Raw genomic sequence first — 22,396 nt, forward strand, 5'->3', positions numbered from 1 at the left:
TTTTAAATTACACCTGTTGTTCCTCCTTTAGAAAGGGAAATGTCTACCGGCAAATTTTTCTTCCAGGACCCGCCGGTAAAATCAGGTACATCGATAGAATTGGAACGGTTGTTTACAGACCATTCACTAAGTGGAAGAATAGAACTCCATAAGGCTGCATCGTAAACATCCTGATCAAGGGGCAGGCCGTTGCGCAAGCAATCTATCGTCCGCCAGTCCATTAAAAAGTCCATCCCCCCATGTCCACCTACCGCTTTGGCCATTTCACCGATCTTCCGCACCAGGTTTGGCGTATACTTTTCTTCCAGTGCTTTCATTTCAGCATCTGTAAGCCAACCTTCATGGCTGTTAGAGATCCGACCCGGCAGGGGGTATTTTTGTGCCGTACCTTTTGTTCCGCTTATCAGGTGCAGGCGGGAGTATGGCCTTGGCGAAGTCACATCGTGCTGCACCATAATGGTACGCCCAAGATGTGTTTTAATTGTGGTGGTACTCATGTTTCCCCTATAGGCTTTACCTACATAAGGTTTGTAAAAAGGATCCTTAGCCGCCAGTTCTGTAGCCATTTCGTTCATCATAAAGTCATTGCTCGAAACAGATACCAGAAACTTCATCTGGTCGCCACGATTAATGTTCATGACCTGACAGATTGGACCCAGACCATGGGTAGGATAAAGATTTCCCTTGTGTTTAATGTTTTCTTTCAACCTCCACATCTCGTAGTATTTGGACTTCGAAAAGTTCCCTTCCAGCAGGTCGTGGATGTAAGCACCTTCACCATGGATGATATCGCCAAAATAACCTTGTCTTGCCATGTTTAAGGTCAGCATTTCAAAAAAATCGTAGCAGCAGTTTTCCAGCATCATACAATGTTTCTTTGTACGTTCTGAGGTGCGTACCAGTTGCCAGCATTCTTCAAGTGAAGTAGCTGCAGGCACTTCAGTACATACGTGTTTACCATGGTTCATAGCATATACAGCTATCGGGGTATGTAAATCCCAGGGTGTGGCAATATAAACCAGGTCAATGTCATCACGTTCGCACAGTTTTTTCCAGTCTTCTTCCTTTTTGGTATAAACTACAGGCTTATGTATGGTGTTTTTTAAGTTCTGAGCAGAGGTATCCGTTCTTTCCGGGCGGATATCACATAGGGCATTGATGCTTGTGCCGGCAATCCTTGCCATTCGTTTTACAGCTGCGGTACCCCTGTTGCCCAGGCCTATAAAACCAATGCGCACCGTATCCAGTTTTGGGGCCGCGTAGCCACTCATGTTAAATTCCTGTTTGTGCAGCTTTGTGGCCAGGTTTAGGGTCTGGTCTGAAGTTGGCAGTTCCCGGCCGGTATAAGCAGATAAAATACCCGAACCTGCCAGTCCCAGACCTGCCATACCACCGAGCTTTAAAAAATCTCTTCTGTTGTTCTTCATTAACTGTATGATTAAAATGATGGTTGAGTTTTGATTCAAAGCTATTAAATGACTTTTAAGAATCTGACCATATCAGGGAATAAAACAGCGAGAACGTTATCGGTAACGTTGCCATTCATTTATCTGTACTATAGCCTTTTATTGTGTATTGATATCATTAGTTTCGTTTTTCAAAAAAATTATAAATAACCTATTCCAAGATGAACCAACAAGTCAGTTCTGTAGCTGTAAGTTCGCTAAGTAAGCGTGATACCCTGATCTCGATCCTGATTATAGGATTGCTGTTTTTTATATTCGGTTTTGTTTCATGGGTAAATGCCATTCTGATCCCCTATTTTAAAATAGCCTGTGAGCTAAGTAACTTTGAGTCTTATCTGGTTGCTTTTGCCTTTTACATTTCTTATTTCGTAATGTCGGTACCCTCTTCCTTTTTGCTAAAATCTGTAGGTTTTAAAAAGGGGATGATGATCGGTTTCTGGACAATGGCCCTGGGCGCTTTCATATTTGTTCCGGCTGCACTTAGCCGTACTTATGAGGTTTTTTTACTGGGCCTTTTTTCTCTGGGGGCGGGTCTGGCCATCCTTCAGACTGCGGCCAATCCTTACATTACAGTTTTAGGGCCAAAGGAAAGGGCTGCCCAGCGCATCAGTATTATGGGGATCTGTAACAAAGGGGCTGGTATACTGGCACCCCTATTATTTGCAGCAGTAATTTTAAAAGCTACAGACGGAGCACTGTTTAAACAATTGCCGCTGATGAATGCAGCAGAGAAAAGTGTGGCACTGGATGAGCTGATCAGGAGGGTAATTGTTCCTTACACCTGTGTAGGTATTGTATTGGTTGGCCTGGGGCTGATGGTGCGGTATTCGCCATTGCCGGAAATTGATACCGAACAGGAGAGTGAGGCGGTGGCGGCGGCAAATTCAGGAAAGACCAGCATCTTTCAGTTCCCGCACCTGATACTCGGTGCTATTGCCATTTTCCTGCATGTGGGTACGCAGGTAATTGCCATTGACACCATCATCGGGTATGCCGGTTCTATGAACATCCAGTTGCTCGAAGCAAAGGTATTTCCTTCTTATACATTATTTGCAACCATATGTGGATATACCATAGGTATTCTTATTATCCCAAAACTGATCAGTCAGGTAAACGTACTGCGCATCTGCGCCATACTGGGGGGGCTATTTACCTTACTGATCATTTTCGGGCATGGACCGGTACGCATTCTTGGGCATACGGCCGACATATCTATTTGGTTTGTAGTGTTGCTGGGACTTGCCAATTCGCTGGTATGGGCAGGTATCTGGCCTCTGGCCCTTGATGGGCTGGGCCGGTATACGAAACTTGGGGCCTCTATTATGATCATGGGACTTTGCGGCAATGCAATTATGCCACTTTTTTATGGTTACTTTGCTGATCTTTATGATCTTAGGACGGCCTATTGGGTATTGTTCCCATGTTATCTATATTTAATGTTTTATGCGTTTAAGGGACACCAGCTCCGCAGCTGGGGGTTGAAGTAAAAAAGAGCAGGATATGAAAAAGGAAGAACTTTCGAGAAGACAGTTTTTAAGCAAAAATGCGATTGCGCTATCAGGGATCGCCTTAAGTTATGCTGGTTTGCCTTTATGGGCACAGGCACAGGCTAAAAATGAAGTGATCAGGGTTGGACTGATCGGCACGGGGTCTAGGGGCACAGGTTTAATAAAGCTGATACAAGGTATTCCCGAGATGCAGGTTGTTGCCTGCTGTGACCCCATTGCCGAACATCTTGCAAATGGTATCAAACAGGCTGCCAGAGGGGCCAAAGCTTATACCGACTACCGTACGTTACTGGAAGATAAAAATATTGACGCCGTAATTATCGCAACACCACTTTATTTGCACTATCCGATGGCTGTAGCTGCTTTGTCTGCAGGAAAACACATCTACCTGGAGAAATCCATGACTTATGACATAAGCCAGGCCATAGAGCTGGAAAAAAAAGTGAACCAATCTAAACTTGTATTCCAGGTAGGTTATCAGTACCGTTACTATGGCCTGTACCATAAAGTAAAAGAAGTTATGGTCCAGAACTGGCTGGGTAACATCACACATTTTGAATGTCAGTACAACAGGAATTCCAACTGGAGATTTCCGGTGAGCGACCCTAAAATGGAACGGGCCATCAACTGGCGAATGTATAAAGCATATTGCGGGGGACCATTATCAGAACTCTGCGCCCATGCCATAGATGCAGTGCATTACCTTACAGACAGCCATCCTTTAAAAGTGACGGCCATGGGCAGTGTGAACTACTGGAAGGATGGCAGGGATACCTACGACAACATCAGGGCCATTTATCAATACCCTAAAGACATTAAAGTGAGTGTTACTTCTGTACTTTCCAATGCCTATAATGGCTATGGCATCCGCATTTTAGGTGACAAGGCCACATTGGAAATACAACGCGATAAGGCTTTTATTTATCCGGAGGTGCTGAGCAATAAACGGGGCACGGTTGATGGGGTAACCGGGGCAACTATTGCTATAACTACGCAGGGCAAGGGCAATGAACTGGTTTTTGAAAAACCTGGAGAGAAATCCTTAGAGCCAACGGTGTATGCATTGAAAGATTTCGTAAATTGTATTTTAACAAAAAGCAAACCTGCATCCAATGCGACTACAGCGAAGGATTCGTCCATAGCGATTCACATGGGCAATACAGCGGCCGAAACGGAAACGATGCAAATTTGGAAACCTGAATATTCTAGCTAGTTAATTTATGGACCATAAAAGGTTAAAAATATATAACGGAAAACTGATCACACCCTATAAAACAATTCAGCAGGGAGTCCTGCTGATTGAAGATGGAAAGATTGTGGGGCTGCAGGAGGGCAATGCAGATTTTCCCGACGCCCATGAAATTAATGCCAGGGGAAATTATATTGCACCTGGTTTTATAGACCTGCACATCCATGGTGGTGGCGGGCATGATTTTATGGACAATACAGTGGAAGCTTTTTTAGGCATTGCTGAAACACATGCCCGCTATGGAACTACGGCAATGTGCCCTACAACACTGACCAGCGAAAAGCAAGATCTGCTGGAAACCTTAAGGATATATGAAGAGGCTGCTCAATTAAATGATAAAGGGGCACAATTTATAGGGATGCACCTGGAAGGCCCTTATTTTGCGCTGAGCCAGCGAGGGGCACAGGATCCACGTTATATACGTGATCCAGATCCGGCCGAGTATAAGGAAATACTGGCCGCTACCCGGGTGATTAAAAGGTGGAGCGCTGCACCTGAATTAAAAGGGGCTATTGAATTTGGCAAGTATTTAAAGACTAAGGGGGTACTTGCTGCGATTGCTCATACGGATGCCATTTATGAAGAGGTGCTGGAAGCTTTTGAAAATGGCTATACGCTGGCTACACATTTCTATTCCGGTATGTCTGGTGTTACCCGACGGGAATGTTTCCGTTATGCAGGGGTAATTGAAAGTGGTTACCTGATTGATGAAATGGATGTAGAGATCATTGCTGACGGCATTCATTTGCCTGCACCCTTGCTAAAGCTGATCTATAAAATAAAAGGAGCATCCCGTACGGCACTGATTACAGATGCAATGCGTGCAGCTGGAATGCCGGCAGGCGAAAGTACCCTGGGCAGTTTAAAAAACGGATTGCCGGTGATTATAGAGGATGGGGTAGCCAAGCTGCCCGACAGAAGCTCTTTTGCCGGTAGTGTAGCTACTGCCGACAGGCTGGTCAGGAATATGATCAATATGGCAAACGTTTCTATAGAAGAGGCGGTGAGGATGATCACTAAAACCCCGGCAAGGATTATGGGGATTGAAGATATAAAAGGCTCACTTACTCCTGGGAAAGATGCGGATGTGGTGATATTTGATCAGCAAATCAATATTCAGTATACCATTGTAGGCGGGCGGGTGATTTACAGCCGTTAATGTTTAGCTTTTCGCATACTGGATTCCCTGACAATCAGCTTGCCTGGCAAAACAATTTCTTCGCCGTGAAAGTATTTGGGTTTGGTGATGTGTTTGATCAGCAGCTCGCAGCTTAATTTGCCAATTTCGAAAGCTGGCTCTGCAATGGTTGACAGCGCAGGAGAAATGATGGTAGACATGGGGTCATTGGTAAAACCAATTACCCCAAACTCTTCTCCAACTTTTATGCCTTTGTTTTTAAGTGCAATCATGGCACCAATCGCTTTTCTATCGTTTACCGCGAAAAGGGCATCGGGCTGTTGTTTCAGCTGCAGCAATTGATAGGTATCCTGTTCGCCATATTCCTGTGAAAAGCCGGAGTACACAATCCAATCTTCATTAATACTTAAATGGTGCTTGGTCAATGCATCTATATATCCTTTTAGCCGTGCTTCTGTAAAACTCATGCCTTTTGGGCCGGCAATATGCGCTATTTTTGTATATCCGTTCAGGATCAGGTGTTCCACTGCCTCAAAAGCACCATTGTAATCGTCCTGCATTACTTTTGAGGTGTCAATTTCGTTGGCTACCCTGTCAAAAAACACGACTGGTACTCCTTCATCTATGATTTCCTGAAAGTGGTTACAGGAGTCGGAATCGGAAGAAATAGAAACCAGCAAGCCATCCAGACTGGAAACAGAAAGATTTTCCATAATAGCCAGTTCCCGCTCCGGTGAATCATTGGTTACGAACAGCGTGATGTTATATCCATTGTTATAAGCCACCTCCTGGATGCCGGTGATAACGGTAGAAAAATAATAATTGGTAATAAAAGGTAAAATTACGCCCAGGTTGTGCGTGCTGCCTTTGGCCAGCCCGGTTGCGTTAAAATTGGGTTTGTAGTTCAACTCTGCAGCCAGTGCCAGTACTTTTTCCTTGGTCTCCTGATTTACATCATAAGTATCTCTTAAGGCCCTGGACACTGTAGAAACAGAGATGTTTAAAATTTTTGCAATATCCTTTATTGTTACATAATGACGGGCCATACTGATGATACGGGAATTAAGGGTTGGTTACAGTTGTTTATACCCGAAGTTAATAAAAAAAAGGAAAAGCGTTAAGTAATTGTTAGGGGCTGCCTATATGATGAGCAGGTATTGGCTAATAGAATTAGAATAAAATGCTAATTGTAAAATACGGCTTTGAAAGCGTTTCTGCAATCTTTGCCAATTTCAAGGGGCAGACCCTCTTTCAGGTAGAGTTGAATTTCTCCTTCAGAATTATAAAAATAACGGTAATAATTATTGAGTTTATCAGGCCCGTCCGAAAATGCACTTATCCGGCTATTGAACCATCTCGAATATTTGCTGTCGATTTCCTGCATCTTTTCTTCAAAAGCCAGTTTCTTTTTATCGGTATTTCCGATTTGCGTTGTAGGTGTATTTTCGCTCATGTTATGAATAAGGCACAAGGTAGTGTTTAATTACCAGAGTGTTGGGTTTTTTCTTGAATCTTCCATCTGAAGTAAACGGGCTTTGTTGTCAAGTCCACCAGCAAAGCCGGTTAACTTACCCGATGCACCTATTACACGGTGGCAGGGTGCAATAATGGAAATCGGGTTTTTACCATTGGCAGCACCTACGGCGCGCACTGCTTTTATGTCACCCAGCTCCCTGGCGATTTCACCATAAGTACGGGTTTCCCCGAAAGGGATGTTCAATAAAGCTTCCCATACTTTCTTTTGGAATGGCGTGCCTGAAAAATCCAGCTTAACTGTAAATACGGTTCTCTTTTTTTCAAAATATTCGTTCAGTTGTTTTTCTGCTTCCTGTAATATCAGGTTGTTGCTGCTTGCTGTACTTTCGCCAATTGGCACCCTTTTAGGATCATCGTTTTCCCAAAGTACTGCTGCAAGGCCTTGGTCACTTGCAACCAGTTTTAATTCTCCTACAGGTGACTTTATGATTTTATGGTAATATTTCATGGACTTCTTTTCTTTCATAAAGATAAGTATAATTCATAAAACAGCCGGTAAAACCCGTCTTGCTGATTTACCATTTCATCGGGTGAAATTGCCTTTCTGCCTATTCATCATTTCAGGGGTTATTGGGCCGATCTATTTTTGACCCATCAATTAATTAAAATATAAAACTAAATATCCCTATCATGAAAATTTTAAAAACAACTACAACTGCAATTGCACTTTTAATCGGTACCTCATCTGGCTTCGCCCAGTCGGACGTAATGAAAGATCCGGTAAGCTATACTTTAAAAAATGGAATGACCATTATCATTGCTGAAAACCAGGCCACACCTAAAGTATATGCCAATCTGAGCTTTGAAGCTGCAAAAGTATATGTAGCTGAAAAGGCTGCAGTACAGGAAGTGACTACCACTTTGTTAAACCAGCAACTGACTGCATTAGATGCAGGTTTAAGCTACAGCGATAAGGGCCTTAACCTGGCTACAACAAGTGCCGGCCTTGAAGCTGTACTGCAAACAATGTATGCTTATATCAACGCACCTGGGTTTACAGAAGCAGCTTTAGCCAAAGCAAAAGCTGAGTTACTTGCCCACCTTACTGCACAGGACAGGTATTTTCCTGAAACGGTAAATGCAGCGAGTCTGAACAAACTGAGCCTTGCCGATGTAAATGCTTATTACAATGAGATCAATAAACCGGCCCTGACTTTTCTGACCATTGTGGGAAATATTAACCCTGCTGCTGCTAAAAACTATACTAAAACGGTAATGAATCAAGTAAAACCGGCTGCCGACTTCAGCAAAAACTATTTGGTCTCAATTAATTAATTTCAGCAACAAACCAAACAAAATAATATAGGGTGTCTGAGGCTTAGGCCGAGGACACTTTTTTTATGTCGCTTTTTTACTCTTCATGCAGGTGACAGGTTGTACCTGGATATGTTTTTTTTGCTTTATCTTTATAACCCGCAATGAGAAGGTACTTAACCAGAGAGCTATTAACCAAATGGATGGTATTTATGCTATTCCTGTTGCTTGGCAATACCGCATTTGCCCAGCTCTCATTTGACCATTTATCTGTTGGCAATGGCTTGTCCCAAAGTACGGTTTTGTCTATTTGCAAAGACAGCAGGGGCTATATGTGGTTTGGAACACGCGATTGCCTGAACAGGTATGATGGTAAAGGTGTGAAGATCTACAGAACAGATCCTGATGATCCGGCCACCATAAGTGCGGAAGATTATATTTATGCGCTGCTGGAAGACCGGCAAAAAAACCTATGGATTGGTACCCAGAATGGGCTTAACCGCTATATCCCCGAAAAGGATGCTTTTGAAAGGATTGCATACGAACCTAAAAACCCAAACAGCATCAGTGATAAAATTGTTCTTTCTATACTGGCAGATAGCAGAGGACAGGTATGGTTTGGGACCAATAAGGGGTTAAGTATGCTGGAGAATCCGGCCTCAAGAAAATTTAAAAAGTTTTATCAGAAGGATGGCATAGCGGGAAATTCGGTATATACTGTATTTGAGGACAGTAAAAGAAATATATGGGTAGGCACTACGGAAGGGCTGACGATGATGACACTAAAAAACGGGCGTTATACATTTACTTCCTTTCGTCATGACCCCGCAGATCCGAACAGCATTAGTGGCAGTTCAGTAAAAGCCATTGCAGAAGATAAACAGGGCAGAATCTGGATAGGATCGGAAACCGAGGGGCTCAACCTTTATGTGCCGGTATCGGGTTCCTTTGTCCATTTTAAATATAACCCTCTTATTGCTGATGGTTTAAGTAACAACATCATCCGCAAAATTATGGTGGCCAAAAATGGCAGTCTATGGATAGCCACAATGAATGGTCTGAATATATTAGATCCGCAAACATTCCGTTTTACGGCATATAAGCATGATTCCGATAGCCGGAAAAGCCTGAGTGACAATTCCATCAAAGAGATCTATGAAGATGAACAGGGCTCGGTATGGGTAGGTACCATGTTTGGAGGGGTTAATGTTACCCATCACAATACCATTCCTTTTACGGTATACAAATATAACAAGTACCGGAACAGTATCAGCAGCGACATCATCAGTGTGATTGAAGCGGATGCACAGGGGAACCTTTGGATTGGTACCGAAGGACAGGGACTGAATTATCTAGACCTTAAAACAGGGCTGTTTAAAAAATATATAAATGACCCCGGAGATCCTGGTAGCTTAAGTAACAATACGATTAAGGCTATTTTTAAGGATAGCAAAGGCAGGGTATGGATCGGACTATATCAGGGTGGACTGGAACTTTTTATGCCGGCAAGCGGTAAGTTTAAACACTATCCGCATGATCCGCGCTATGCCAACTCTCTGAGTTTTGGTTACGTGAGCAGCATTGCTGAAGATGAACATGGCCGTTTGCTGGTGGGCACTTCTTCAAAAGGCCTGAATATTTTTGATCCTGAGCAGGGAGTACTTAGCTTGCTCAGCGATTTACCAACCAAAGGATTAAAACTCAGCAGCAGTTATATCAGATTTGCTTATCAGGATAGTAAAAAGAATGTATGGGTAGGTACACCAAGAGGACTGAATCTTTTAACACCCGGAGCTGCCCAGTTCAAGGTTTTTTTCAGGGGTAGTCATACGGATAGCCTGAAGTCTAATCAGATCAGTTGTATCAGGGAAGATCACCGGGGGAATATCTGGATTGGTTCGTTACGTGGCGGCCTAAGTTTATACCATCCTGAAAGCCGTTCTTTTACTACCTATTCCAGGGCGAATGGTATGGCGAGCGATAACATTATTGACATTTTGGAAGACAATGAGCGTAACCTCTGGATCAGTACAGACAGGGGGCTGACCAAGTTTGATGTGCGCAGAAAAACTTTTAAGAACTACAATACGGGGGATGGCTTGCCTACTAATGAATTTAATATCAATTCGGCCTATAAGGATAAGTCAGGCAAGTTATATTTTGGTAGTTATAACGGACTGGTGACTTTTACACCACGTGACATCAAAGAAAATACAGCTTTGCCTAAAGCCGTATTCTCAGGTCTGCGGCTGTTTAACAAGCCAGTAGCCATTAACGGACCGGATAAACTTTTGAAAGAAGATATCAGTTTTACTAAACAGATTACATTTTCTGCCGATCAAAACATTTTTACCATCGATTTTCTGGCACTTAATTATATCCAGCCACAGCGTAATAAGTATGCCTATAAACTGGAAGGTTTTGAAAAAGACTGGAACTACGTCAACATTCCGTCTGCAACCTATACCAACCTGCCTTCAGGAAAGTATAAACTGCTGGTAAAAGGGAGCAATAACGATGGTTTATGGAACAATACGCCAACCGCTATGGAAATCCGTATTCTGCCACCCCTGTGGCAAACCTGGTGGGCCTATTTGCTTTACTTTATTGCGGGCAGTGCCTTGCTGTACTTTGTACTGCGTTTTACCCGGCGGCAGCAAAAGCTGGAATCGGAATTGTATTATGAGCACCTGAACAACGAACGGCAGCAGGAGCTTTACCAGATGAAGCTTGATTTCTTTACCAGGATCTCGCATGAGATACGAACGCCACTGACACTCATTTTTGCACCATTGGAGAAACTGATTCAGCTGACTAAAGAAAACGACACCGTTAATCAGCAGTTATTGGGTATTAAAAGAAATACTGACCGGTTGTTACGGCTGATCAGTGAGCTGCTCGACTTTAGAAAGATAGAAAGTGGCAATGCCAGTCTGCAGGTCTCAGAAAATGATCTGGTGGCTTTTTGCCGTAACATTTATAATGCCTATCAGAGTCTCGCAGAGGTTAAAAATATCACTTATAGTTTTTATAGTCCCGAAGAGCGGATCCCGGCATATTATGATATCAGTCAGCTGGAGAAGGTCTTTTTTAACATCCTGTCGAATGCTTTTAAATATACACCCGATGGCGGAAAGATCAGCTTTAACCTAACAAAAGAAAATGACCGGGTAAAAGTGGAGATTACTGATACGGGTATCGGCATCCCTGTGGATGCACAGGCAAAGATATTTACTAACTTTTATCAGGTAAAATCGGGTACTATTGCTGCTGAAGGCTGGGGTATAGGCCTGGCCCTGGTAAAAAACATAGTGGACCTGCATAAAGGAGAGCTTACTGTTTTCAGTGAACCTGCAGCAGAAGGTAAACCAGGAAAAACCAGTTTAACCGTAACATTGTCTTTAGGAAAGGCTCATTTTAAGGCTGAAGAGCTGACTGATACACCCCTGCTGATGAAAACTGTAACAGATGTTCCTGTAACAGAAGGTCCGGTACCGATGGAAGAAGGCGGGCTGGAGGTACTTGCGGAGAAAAAATATACCGTCCAGGTGGTAGAAGATAATGACGAACTCAGGGGTTTTATTGTACAGTCGCTTCAAAATACTTATCATATACTGGAAAGTATCAATGGCTTACAAGGTTGGGAAACTGCAATTGAAAATGTACCTGATATTATCGTAAGCGATGTGACCATGCCTGAATTAAACGGACTGGAACTTTGTTTAAAATTAAAACAGGAAGAAAAGACCAATCACATTCCGGTGATCATGCTGACGGCCATGGCCTCACATCTGCACCAGGTAGATGGACTGGAGGCAGGAGCAGATGTATACATTACCAAGCCTTTCAGCATACAAGTGCTGGAACTGAGCATCAGGAATCTGTTGCAGGGTAGGGAAGGGCTGAAACAAAAATACATGAAGCAGATCATGCTGAGCCCCAGAAAGCTGGAAATTGAATCTCCGGATGAGAAGTTTTTGAATAAACTCATGCAGCTGGTGGAGGATAAGATGGAAGATCCGGATTTTAACGTAGGTAGTCTGGTTGAAGATATTGGAATGAGCCAGACCGTGCTGTATAAAAAGATCAAAGCGCTTACCGGTTTGTCCATTACTGATTTTATCAAATCACAGCGTTTAAAAAGGGCAGCTCAGTTACTGTCAGACCATCAGCTGAACATTGCTGAAGTGGCCTATTCTGTAGGATTTAACGATAGAAAGTATTTTAGTAAAGAATTCCGCAAGCAATTTGGCGTTGCTCCTTCAGATTATCACGGAAAAACAGATTAGTACCCCCTTTTGAACCGATCTGTCGCCCGCCGCCCAAGCAGATTAATTCAATATTTGGATCTTGTATGAACACAATTTTCAGAGAAAGACCAGATATGAACCGCCTGTTGTTTGTTTTTTTATTGATTTGCAGCATCACTGTAAATGGTTATGCGCAAATGCAGACCGATATTTGCGAAAATATACTGCCCAAAAACTGGCAGGTTGTGAATGGGAAATTATCGCTTAGCGACCAGCATTTTAAGCTGGGCAAACAAGCTGTAAAATGGTCCTGGACAGCAGGACAAAAAAGCCGGTTGCACATTAGTGATAAAGCTTTTGAAGCGGTTGCCGGCAACCCGAGAAGTACTTTTGTAGTTTGGATATACAATGAAACACCAATAAATGACAAGTTGTTGTTTCAGTTTGGCAGTGGAGTTAAAACCGCCTCTGGTTTTGAATTTAAGCTGAACTTTAAAGGTTGGCGTACGGCATGGGTAATGTATCACAGGGATATGCAGGGTAAGCCTGTTGAAGGAATGAATGCCATGCAGGTCATAGCGCCTGCTTCCGTAAAAAACGGGACTGTTTTTTTAGATCAGCTGATGTATGATGTAACCATCAACCCCCGCTCCCCCATGCGTGATGAACAATTGCCCTTTATTAATCCCGATGCCGATAAAGCGGCCAATGCGCATTGGAACGCACTGTATAATTTTAGCCATAGTCCTCATTATTTAACACTTGCAGAAGGAGTAAGCAGGCAGGAACTGCTCGACCTGGAGCTGATCAGCAGTCGGTACATAGACATGATCATGCCTGTAAAAGGCACTTTGGTAAAAAACATGCTTGAAGAGATAGAAAAAGGTTTTGCCTACTGGAACATTCGCCGCGAAGGCAGCAGAATAAGTGGCAGGCCGGTCTATTCCATGAACGATACGGAACTGGTATCTTTATCACCTGCAGAAAATGTAAAGGAAGCCAACCGCTTATCTGGCATTAAGCGGTATACACAATTGATGTTGCAGGTAGCACAGGCTTTTCATGCCGGTACTGATGCGAAAGAAAAGCTGCGGCTGGAAAATATTTTTATGGATATGCTGGACCATCTTGAAGATCAGGGATGGGCCTATGGCAGTGGGATGGGGGCTTTACATCACCATGGTTACAATCTGGAAGGCTATTATCCGTCCTGTTTGCTAATGAAAGACGTAATTAAAAGACAAGGTAAACTGGAACGTACTTTTCGGAGCATGAGTTGGTTTAGTGGTTTGGGCCGTACTTTACAACGGCCATTGCCTTCGTCCAATATAGATGTATTTAATACACTGCTGGGCAGTATGCTTTCCAGCATTTTAATTATGGACAATTCGCCCGAAAAACTGCGTTATCTGCATAGTTTTTCCAATTGGTTGTCTGAAAATGTTAAGCCAGATCATACCATAGAAGGGGCCTTTAAACCCGATGGGGCTGTGTTTCATCATGGGAACCTGTACCCAGCCTACGGAATTGGTGGTTATACAGGCATTTCGCCAGTCGTTTTTGCACTAAGTGGTACAAGCTTCCGGATGGACCAAGAGGCCCATGAAAGTTTAAGGAATAGTTTGCTGATGATGCATTATTATACCCATCCATTTAAATGGCCGGTTAGTGTGGCAGGGCGGCATCCTACGGGCAGCTGGCGCATCGCCGATCTGCCTTATGCTTATATGGCCATGGCAGGTACACCCGACGGAAAAAACAAAACCGATAGCCTGATGGCGGCAATTTATTTAAAGCTGAATGAAGGCAAAAAAAACAGGTGGATTGCAGCTTTTAAAGCAGCTAAGATTAAACCGGCTGGCTACAGCAGCGGGCACTGGAACCTGAATTATGGCCTTTTCGACATTCACAGGAGGAAGGACTGGTTGCTGACCATCAGGGGGCATAACCGCTATCTGATCAGCAATGAATCCTACCCTGGGGCAAATGTATTTGGAAGGTATGTAGCCTATGGACAGCTGGAGGTGCTCTTTCCGGAAACCAAAACGGATGATGGCAGCAATTTTCGGGATGAAGGCTGGGACTGGAACAACATCCCCGGTACTACTACCCTGCATGTGCCTATCGCAAAGCTGAGGGCAAACATCATAAATGCGGATGATTTTAGTGGCATTGAAGAAATGCTGATCACTGATGAGCGCTTTGCCGGAGGAACCACATTTAAAAAACAAGGTATGTTTGCCATGAAACTGCATGGACATGATAAATATGATATGGGAAGTTTCAGGGCCACAAAATCCTGGTTTATGTTTGATAGCCTGGTGGTATGCCTGGGCTCGGATATTCGCAATACTATCCCTGATTATCCTACACAAACTACCCTTTTTCAAAACTATTTGAAAAAAAACAGTGATACGGTTGTGGTAAATGAGCGGGTAGTAACTGCATTTCCCTATAAAGAAGAAGGACAAAAAGGGAAAGCCTTAAGTGTGATAGATAACCGGGGTATTGGTTATTATCTTCCAGATGCTACAACGGCTTTACTTACAAAAGCAAAACAATTGTCGAGAGACCAGAAAGATACACGTGAAACTACTGGTAATTTTGCTAAATTAATACTTGAACATGGAAATGCACCTGTAAATGCAGGCTACGAATACGCCATGCTGGTTAAAACAGATAAGCAGGAAATGGAAAAAATGGTCTCGTTGATGCAAAGCAAACAACCTTTGTATAAAGTGCTGCGAAAAGACAGTATTGCCCATACCGTATGGTATGCGCCGGAACAACTTACCGCAATGGCTGTTTTTAACAGCAACAAACAGTTGAATGATTCCCTGCTGATCGGCAACAACAGGCCCTGTCTGCTCATGTACCATAGGGAGGGCAGTAGTTTGTCTATGTCGGTCACCGATCCTGACCTTGCTTTTTATGAAGGGCCAGATGATAGTCCGATTAGCCCATCCGGCAAAAGAGAAGAAGTTAGTATTTATTCGCGCAGCTGGTACAGATCACCCTCCAAGCCTTCGGTAGTAAAGCTGCTGATCAAAGGCAGCTGGACTGCAGATCCAGCTAACAAAGTATTAAAAGCAATACCTCAGGCTGGCGGAAATACCCTTGTCAGTATAAATTGTAAAGATGGCCTGGTGTCATCTGTCCAACTAATTAAAAGTAATAATAAGGAGAATGTAAAATGAAAGGAATAAAAACGATAAGTACTTTGTTGCTGGCCCTTTGGACAGGTATTAGTGCTGCACAGGTAAAAACTGCGGCCAAGCCCAATGTGATTGTCATTGTTAGCGATGATGCCGGATATGTAGATTTTGGTTGTTATGGTGGTAAACAGATTCCCACACCCAATATTGATGCCATTGCCAAACAGGGTACGCGGTTTACTGATGCATATGTTTCGGCTTCAGTATGTGCCCCCTCAAGGGCCGGAATTTTAACCGGACGTTACCAGCAGCGCTTTGGCTTTGAGCACAATACATCAAATGTTTTGGCCCCGGGGTATAAAATAACTGATGTAGGAATGGATCCTTCGGAACAGACCATTGGAAATGAAATGCAGGCAAATGGATATAAAACCATTGCAATTGGTAAATGGCACCAGGGTGATGAACCTAAACATTTTCCGCTAAACAGGGGCTTTAACGAATTTTATGGTTTTACAGGGGGGCACCGTGATTTTTTTTCCTATAAAGGCAAAAGAACCAATGAACATGCTTTGTACAACAATAAAGAGATCGTTCCGGAAAATGAAATTACCTATCTGACGGATATGTTTACCGATAAGGCTACGTCTTTTATTACAGCAAATAAAGACAAGCCCTTTTTTATGTACCTTTCTTACAATGCAGTACACACGCCGATGAATGCGAAAAAAGACCTGATGGAGCGTTATGCAAGTATAGCCGATACCGGACGCAGGGCCTACGCAGCCATGATGACCTCATTGGATGATGGAATTGGTAAGGTAATAGCCACACTTAAGGCAAATCAGCTGGATAAAAATACATTGATCATTTTTATCAACGACAATGGTGGCGCTACAGTAAACTCTTCTGATAACGGGCCGTTAAGGGGTATGAAAGGGTCAAAATGGGAAGGTGGCATCCGTGTGGCCATGATGATGAAATGGCCCGGACATATTGCTGCAAATAAAACAGATAGCCGTCCGGTAAGCTCATTAGATATCCTGCCTACGGCCATTGGTGCCGGAAAAGGTAAACAAAAGGGTACAAAAAAGCTGGATGGGGTAAACTTACTTCCTTATTTAAGTGCGGGTAATAAAATGACACCCCACGAGGCGCTATATTGGCGAAGAGGCGTAGCCGCAGCCATGAGAGAAGGGAACTGGAAGCTGATCCGGGTTAAGGAAAGCCCCACCGTACAGAATGTATTGTTGTTTGACCTGAGTAAGGACCTTTCAGAGACTAAAAACCTGTCGGAAAAATATCCTGCCAAAGTAAAAGAGCTGCTTGTCAAACTTGCTGAATGGGAAAAAGGACTGGACCAGCCGCACTGGTATAGTTCTTACGGCGACCAGAACCAGATCATGAAGCACCGTATGGAAACTACAGGCCGCGAGATGGAGAGAATGTACCCTTAAACCAATAAACAAATCCATGAAGAAATTATTTGTAACCTGTATAGTCTTTTTCTCTATTTTATGTCCTGCTCTGCTTATGGCACAGCAGACCGGTACTGCAGAACTGATTATGAAGCGGGTGATGCTGGACCTTAAAAAGCCTTTGCGCAATATGGATAAGGTGGCGGAAAAGAACCTGAATACGCTGCAGCCTGACGGTAGCTGGAAGGATGTGCCTTATAAAGATGATGCCATGACCAATTGGTTGCCAAACAACCACCTGCTACAACTGGAAACCATTATACAGGCTTATATTGAAAAAGATAGTCACTATTATGGCGACGATAAAGTGTTTGACCAGATTTCCAAAGCTTTTAAGTATTGGTATGACAGCGACCCGAAAAGCCGCAACTGGTGGCACAATGAAATTGCCACTCCGCAGGCCCTTGGTGAAATGCTGATCCTGATGCATTACGGTAAAAAGCCGCTTGACGAAGCATTGGTGCATAAATTGACCGAAAGAATGAAGCGGGGCGAACCGGAGAAGAAAACGGGGGCCAACAAAACAGATATCGCCCTGCATTACTTTTATCGTGCTTTGTTAACGTCTGATGAGGCTTTGCTTTCCTTCGCCGTAAAAGAACTGTTTTATCCCGTACAGTTTGTACACTATGAGGAAGGCCTGCAATACGATTATTCCTACCTGCAGCACGGTCCGCAATTGCAGATATCGAGCTACGGTGCCGTATTTATTACCGGGGTACTGAAACTTGCCAATTACGTTAGGGATACCCCTTATGCTTTAAGTACCGAGAAACTGGCTATATTTTCAAAGTATTACCGCGACAGTTATCTGAAAGCTATCCGTGGAAGTTATATGGATTTTAACGTAGAAGGCCGCGGAGTAAGCCGGCCAGACATTCTAAATAAAAAGGCAGAAAAAAAGAAGTTGCTGGTGGCGAAGATGATCGATCTTAAGCATACTGAAGAATGGGCTGATGCGATAGCCAGGACAGATAGCACAGTTGCGGCCGGCTATAAGATTGAGCCCTATCACCATCAGTTCTGGAATGGTGATTATGTGCAACATTTAAGACCTGCCTATTCTTTTAATGTTCGTATGGTGAGTAAGCGGACCCGACGCAGTGAATCCGGCAATAAAGAAAACCTGCTGGGCAGGTATTTATCTGATGGGGCTACTAACATACAATTGCGCGGACCAGAATACTATAACATTATGCCGGTATGGGAATGGGACAAGATTCCTGGCATAACCAGCCGTGATTATTTAACCGACAGACCTTTGACGAAGCTTTGGGGAGAGCAGGGGAGCAATGACTTTGCAGGAGGGGTATCTGATGGTGTATACGGGGCCAGTGCCTACGCATTGGATTACGATAGCTTACAGGCAAAGAAAGCCTGGTTCTTTTTTGACAAAGAGATTGTATGTCTTGGTGCCGGTATCAACAGCAATGCCCCTGAAAACATTACCACTACCCTTAACCAGAGCTGGTTAAATGGCCCGGTTATAAGTACTGCAGGTAAAACCGGCCGGGGTAAAATAACAACGTTTAAAGCACAGGGACAGTTCTGGTTGCTGCACGATGCGATTGGTTATTACTTTCCTGAAGGGGCCAACCTTAGTCTGAGTACCCAGTCGCAAAAAGGCAATTGGTTCCACATCAACAATTCACATTCAAAAGATGAAGTTTCTGGTGATGTATTTAAGCTTTGGATCAACCATGGTGCCAGGCCAGAAAATGCGCAGTATGCTTATATCGTTTTGCCGGGAATAAACAAGCCGGAAGAAATTAAAAAATATAATGGAACGGCACCGAAAGTCCTTGCCAATACCAACCAGCTGCAGGCAGTTTATCATCAGCAGTTAGATATGGTACAGGCTATCTTCTATGCAGCTGGAAAATTAAGCGTAGCGGGCATAGAAATTGAAACAGATAAGCCATGTGCAGTGCTGATCAAGCACATCAATGGCAAGCAGGTAATTTGGGCTGCCGATCCATTGCAAAAAGAAAAGACTGCAGTATTGAGCATCAGGGATTTAAAAACAGGAAAAACAAATCGGGTAAAAATTGATTTTCCGCAACAGGAATTTGCAGGTGCAACGGTTGAACTGAAATAGAGCCCAATATTAACTGATTATTACCCTTATATAAATTAATCTGTACCCCCTTTTTCAATGGGTTCATGCGCAATTTTGATGGTAGTAATCTAGGGGGATTATTACGAGAAACCAAATTTTAAACTTTTTAAGTATGAGAAAGATTTACCTTTTTTTAATGTGTATGATCTGTGCCTTTAGTGTTCTTGCCCAGCAAACACGAAAGGTTGAAGGGAAGGTGACAGACCAGACCTCGGGCGATCCTTTAATTGGTGTCAGTGTGCTGGTTAAGGGAACTAAAACAGGCGCAACTACGGATAGGGATGGACGTTATGCCATCCAGGTTCCGTCGCAGGGAAACAGCACACTTGTTTTTAGTTATATCGGCTATCTTCAAAGGGAGATGAGCGTAGGCGATAAAGGTGTGGTTAATCTAAGCCTTGCCGAAGATAGTAAAGTGCTGAACGATGTAGTGGTAATTGGTTATGGTACGGTCGCAAAAAGAGATCTTACTGGTGCTGTAGGCAGCGTAAATATGAAAGACCTGCAAAAGGCACCTGTTAAATCTTTTGATGAAGCTTTGGCGGGCCGGGTTGCAGGGGTGCAGGTGGCATCAAACGACGGGCAGCCTGGTAATTCATTTAACATTGTAGTACGTGGACAAAACTCCATCACTCAGGACAATTCGCCATTATACGTGGTAGATGGTTTTCCTTTGGAGGTATCTAACAACAATGCCATTAATCCTGCAGATATTGAATCTATTGAAGTATTGAAGGATGCATCAGCAACAGCAATTTATGGAGCAAGAGGTGCGAATGGTGTGATCCTGATTACAACAAAGGGCGGAAAAATAGGTGCGCCTGTTATTTCGTATACCGGTACTGTGGGCTTTCAGCAAAACACAAAAAGAATGGATGTGATGAGCCCATACGAATTTGTACGGCTGCAGGAAGAGATTGACCCGATCAATACCCCGCTTCTTTATTATAAAGACGGAAAAACACTCGACTCTTATAAAGACATTAAAGGAATCGACTGGCAGGACCAGGTATTCAGGACGGCCCCTTCAACAGAGCATAACCTGTCTTTAACTGGTGGAACCGAAAAAACACAATATGTTATATCAGGGTCTATCAATTCCCAGGACGGAGTGATCATCAATTCAGGCTTTAACCGTTACCAGGGCAGAATGGCCATTACTCAAAGAGTTAATGATAAACTGAAGGTTTTCGCGAGTATCGATTACAGCAATATCAAGGCCAGCGGTACTATTCCTACTTCCGGAACCAATTCGGCTACCAACAACCTGTTGTATAGTGTATGGGGCTACAGACCTGTTATGGGATCGGACGGTAACCTGCTGGACCAGCTGTTTGATCCTGAAATTGATGGGTTGAACGATTACAGGATAAATCCGGTATTGTCGTCAAACAACGAATTGCGGAATGCAACAACCAATAATTTACGCATAAACTCTTATGCACAATATGCTTTCAATAAAAACCTGACCCTGAAGGTTTCGGGTGGTATTTCCAATAACCTGCGCAGAAATGATGTTTTTTATAACAGCCAAACTTATTATGGTGGACCAAGCAGTACCAATAAAGTAAACGGATCTATCATTTATACACAAAATACCAGCTGGCTAAATGAAAACATCTTAACTTTTGCCAAAAGATTTAATAAGGTTCACAACCTGAACATAGTAGCAGGTATTACCATGCAGGAGGATAAATATTCGCGATATGGTTTGGCTGCTATACAGTTACCGAATGAGTCGGCCGGTTTGGATGGTTTATCTCAGGGTACACCGCTGCCGGTTACAGCAGAAAGCTCGAACAGCAAGCTGCTCTCTTTTTTAGGCCGGGTTACCTACGATTATAAGTCTAAATATTTATTAAGTGCTTCTTTCAGGGCCGATGGTTCTTCTAAGTTTTTACCAGGTAAGCGCACCAGTTATTTTCCTTCGGGATCAATTGCCTGGAGAATGAGCAACGAAGACTTTATGAAAGCCCTTCCATTTGTAAATGATGCCAAACTGAGGGTGGGCTATGGCGTAACCGGTAATAACAGGGTGGGCGATTTCTCTTACCTTTCTGTATTGGGATTCCCTATTGGTGGGTCTTATGGTTTTAACAACACGGTGAGCATAGGTGCTATTCCTTTAACTTATGGCAACCCTGACCTGAGATGGGAAAGTACAGCCCAGGCCAATATTGGGTATGACCTGAGCCTGTTTAAGGACAGGGTAGGTTTTACTGCCGACGTTTACCGTAAAAGCACTTACGATTTATTGCTGAATGCTGATTTACCTTATACTACCGGTTATGAAACAGCATTTAAAAATATTGGTAAAGTAAGAAACGAAGGCCTTGAATTTACCTTAAACACAAGGAACATCGACAATAAAGATTTTAAATGGTCATCCAGTTTTAACATCAGCTTTAACCGTTCAAAGGTAATGGCCCTGAATGCGGGACAATCGTTTAAAACCACACCGATCAGCTGGGAGAATTCCTATAATGCCACACCATTGTATATTGCAAATGTTGGCCAGCCAATTGCCCAGTTTTATGGCTATGAGTTTGATGGTGTATACCAGTACAGTGATTTTAATGAAAACAGTCCCGGTGTATTTACACTGAAAGATGATGTGCCAAACAACGGGAATGCGAGAAACAGCATTAAACCTGGCGACATTAAATACAAGGATCTGGATGGGAACCTGGTTGTAGATGCTAAAGACCGCAAAGTAATTGGTCGCGGCCAGCCCATTCATGTAGGTGGTTTTACCAATAACTTTACCTATAAAAACTTTGACCTGAGCGTATTTTTACAATGGTCTTATGGCAACGATATCTACAACGCCAACAGGATGTTGTTTGAAGGAAATATGCTGGACAAAAAGAACCTGAACCAGTTTGCGAGCTATGCAGACCGCTGGACACCAGATAACCCAAGCAATACACTTTACAGGGTTAAAGGACAAGGCCCGGCAGTATATTCTTCAAGGGTAATAGAAGACGGATCTTTCCTGCGGATCAAAACAGTTTCCCTGGGATACAATTTTAGCGCTGATGTGCTGAAAAGGATTAAACTGAAAAGTCTGAGGGTTTCGGCTTCGGGGCAAAATTTATACACTTTTACAAAATATACCGGAATGGATCCTGAAGTATCTGTAAGGAATTCGGCATTGACCCCTGGATTTGATTACTCGGCTTATCCAAGGGCAAGGGCAGTTGTTTTTAGCCTGAATACTTCATTTTAATTTTAAAAAACTCA

Annotated in this window: 13 protein-coding genes; 9 read left to right on the plus strand and 4 right to left on the minus strand. The window is 43.3% G+C overall.

Annotation, left to right across the window (positions count from 1 at the left end; translation table 11 throughout):
* Positions 1-2: 2 nt before the first annotated feature.
* Positions 3-1,427: a Gfo/Idh/MocA family protein gene (locus HDC92_RS09960; RefSeq protein ID WP_183874194.1), complete on the minus strand. Its 1,425-nt coding sequence runs from the start codon at positions 1,425-1,427 to the stop codon at positions 3-5.
* Between the two features lie 200 nt (positions 1,428-1,627).
* Between HDC92_RS09960 and HDC92_RS09965 the strand changes: the two genes are divergently transcribed.
* From HDC92_RS09965 to nagA, 3 genes are read left to right on the plus strand one after another with little or no spacing between them, the layout of a single operon-like run.
* Complete coding sequence (locus HDC92_RS09965; protein ID WP_183874196.1) at positions 1,628-2,953, plus strand: sugar MFS transporter; 1,326 nt, start codon at positions 1,628-1,630, stop codon at positions 2,951-2,953.
* A 13-nt stretch (positions 2,954-2,966) separates the two neighbouring features.
* Entirely contained in the window at positions 2,967-4,187 is a 1,221-nt protein-coding gene (locus HDC92_RS09970) for a Gfo/Idh/MocA family protein (RefSeq protein WP_183874198.1), read from the plus strand.
* Between the two features lie 7 nt (positions 4,188-4,194).
* Positions 4,195-5,382 carry an N-acetylglucosamine-6-phosphate deacetylase gene (nagA, locus tag HDC92_RS09975; protein WP_183874200.1) on the plus strand — a complete coding sequence of 396 codons (1,188 nt, stop codon included), beginning with the start codon at positions 4,195-4,197 and terminating at the stop codon, positions 5,380-5,382.
* Here nagA and HDC92_RS09980 read toward each other — a convergent pair.
* From HDC92_RS09980 to HDC92_RS09990, 3 genes are all read right to left on the minus strand, one after another.
* Positions 5,379-6,407, minus strand: coding sequence for a LacI family DNA-binding transcriptional regulator (locus tag HDC92_RS09980; RefSeq protein ID WP_183874202.1), 1,029 nt, complete (start codon positions 6,405-6,407; stop codon positions 5,379-5,381). The two genes, nagA and HDC92_RS09980, sit on opposite strands and share 4 nt — an antisense overlap.
* Positions 6,408-6,544: 137 nt before the next feature.
* The gene (locus HDC92_RS09985) at positions 6,545-6,814 is read right to left on the minus strand and encodes a hypothetical protein (RefSeq protein ID WP_012780948.1); all 270 of its coding nucleotides are present in this window, start codon (positions 6,812-6,814) and stop codon (positions 6,545-6,547) included.
* Between the two features lie 30 nt (positions 6,815-6,844).
* Complete coding sequence (locus HDC92_RS09990; RefSeq protein ID WP_221270950.1) at positions 6,845-7,363, minus strand: methylated-DNA--[protein]-cysteine S-methyltransferase; 519 nt, start codon at positions 7,361-7,363, stop codon at positions 6,845-6,847.
* 164 nt (positions 7,364-7,527) lie between these two features.
* On the opposite strand from HDC92_RS09990, the gene HDC92_RS09995 reads away from it, so the two are divergent.
* The 6 genes from HDC92_RS09995 to HDC92_RS10020 all read left to right on the plus strand — a co-directional run bounded on the left by HDC92_RS09995 (position 7,528) and on the right by HDC92_RS10020 (position 22,382).
* Positions 7,528-8,172: a hypothetical protein gene (locus HDC92_RS09995; RefSeq protein WP_183874204.1), complete on the plus strand. Its 645-nt coding sequence runs from the start codon at positions 7,528-7,530 to the stop codon at positions 8,170-8,172.
* A gap of 143 nt (positions 8,173-8,315) precedes the next feature.
* Positions 8,316-12,440, plus strand: coding sequence for a two-component regulator propeller domain-containing protein (locus HDC92_RS10000; RefSeq protein WP_183874206.1), 4,125 nt, complete (start codon positions 8,316-8,318; stop codon positions 12,438-12,440).
* Positions 12,441-12,505: 65 nt separating this feature from the next.
* Positions 12,506-15,598: a chondroitinase family polysaccharide lyase gene (locus HDC92_RS10005; protein WP_183874208.1), complete on the plus strand. Its 3,093-nt coding sequence runs from the start codon at positions 12,506-12,508 to the stop codon at positions 15,596-15,598.
* Complete coding sequence (locus HDC92_RS10010; RefSeq protein WP_183874210.1) at positions 15,595-17,013, plus strand: sulfatase; 1,419 nt, start codon at positions 15,595-15,597, stop codon at positions 17,011-17,013. The genes HDC92_RS10005 and HDC92_RS10010 overlap by 4 nt, the downstream gene beginning before the upstream one ends.
* A 16-nt stretch (positions 17,014-17,029) precedes the next feature.
* Entirely contained in the window at positions 17,030-19,132 is a 2,103-nt protein-coding gene (gene cslA / locus HDC92_RS10015; RefSeq protein WP_183874212.1) for a chondroitinase-AC, read from the plus strand.
* Positions 19,133-19,265: 133 nt separating this feature from the next.
* Positions 19,266-22,382, plus strand: coding sequence for a SusC/RagA family TonB-linked outer membrane protein (locus HDC92_RS10020; RefSeq protein ID WP_255484502.1), 3,117 nt, complete (start codon positions 19,266-19,268; stop codon positions 22,380-22,382).
* The last annotated feature ends 14 nt before the right edge of the window (positions 22,383-22,396 follow it).

Source organism: Pedobacter sp. AK017 (assembly GCF_014200825.1).
GTDB lineage: Bacteria > Bacteroidota > Bacteroidia > Sphingobacteriales > Sphingobacteriaceae > Pedobacter > Pedobacter heparinus.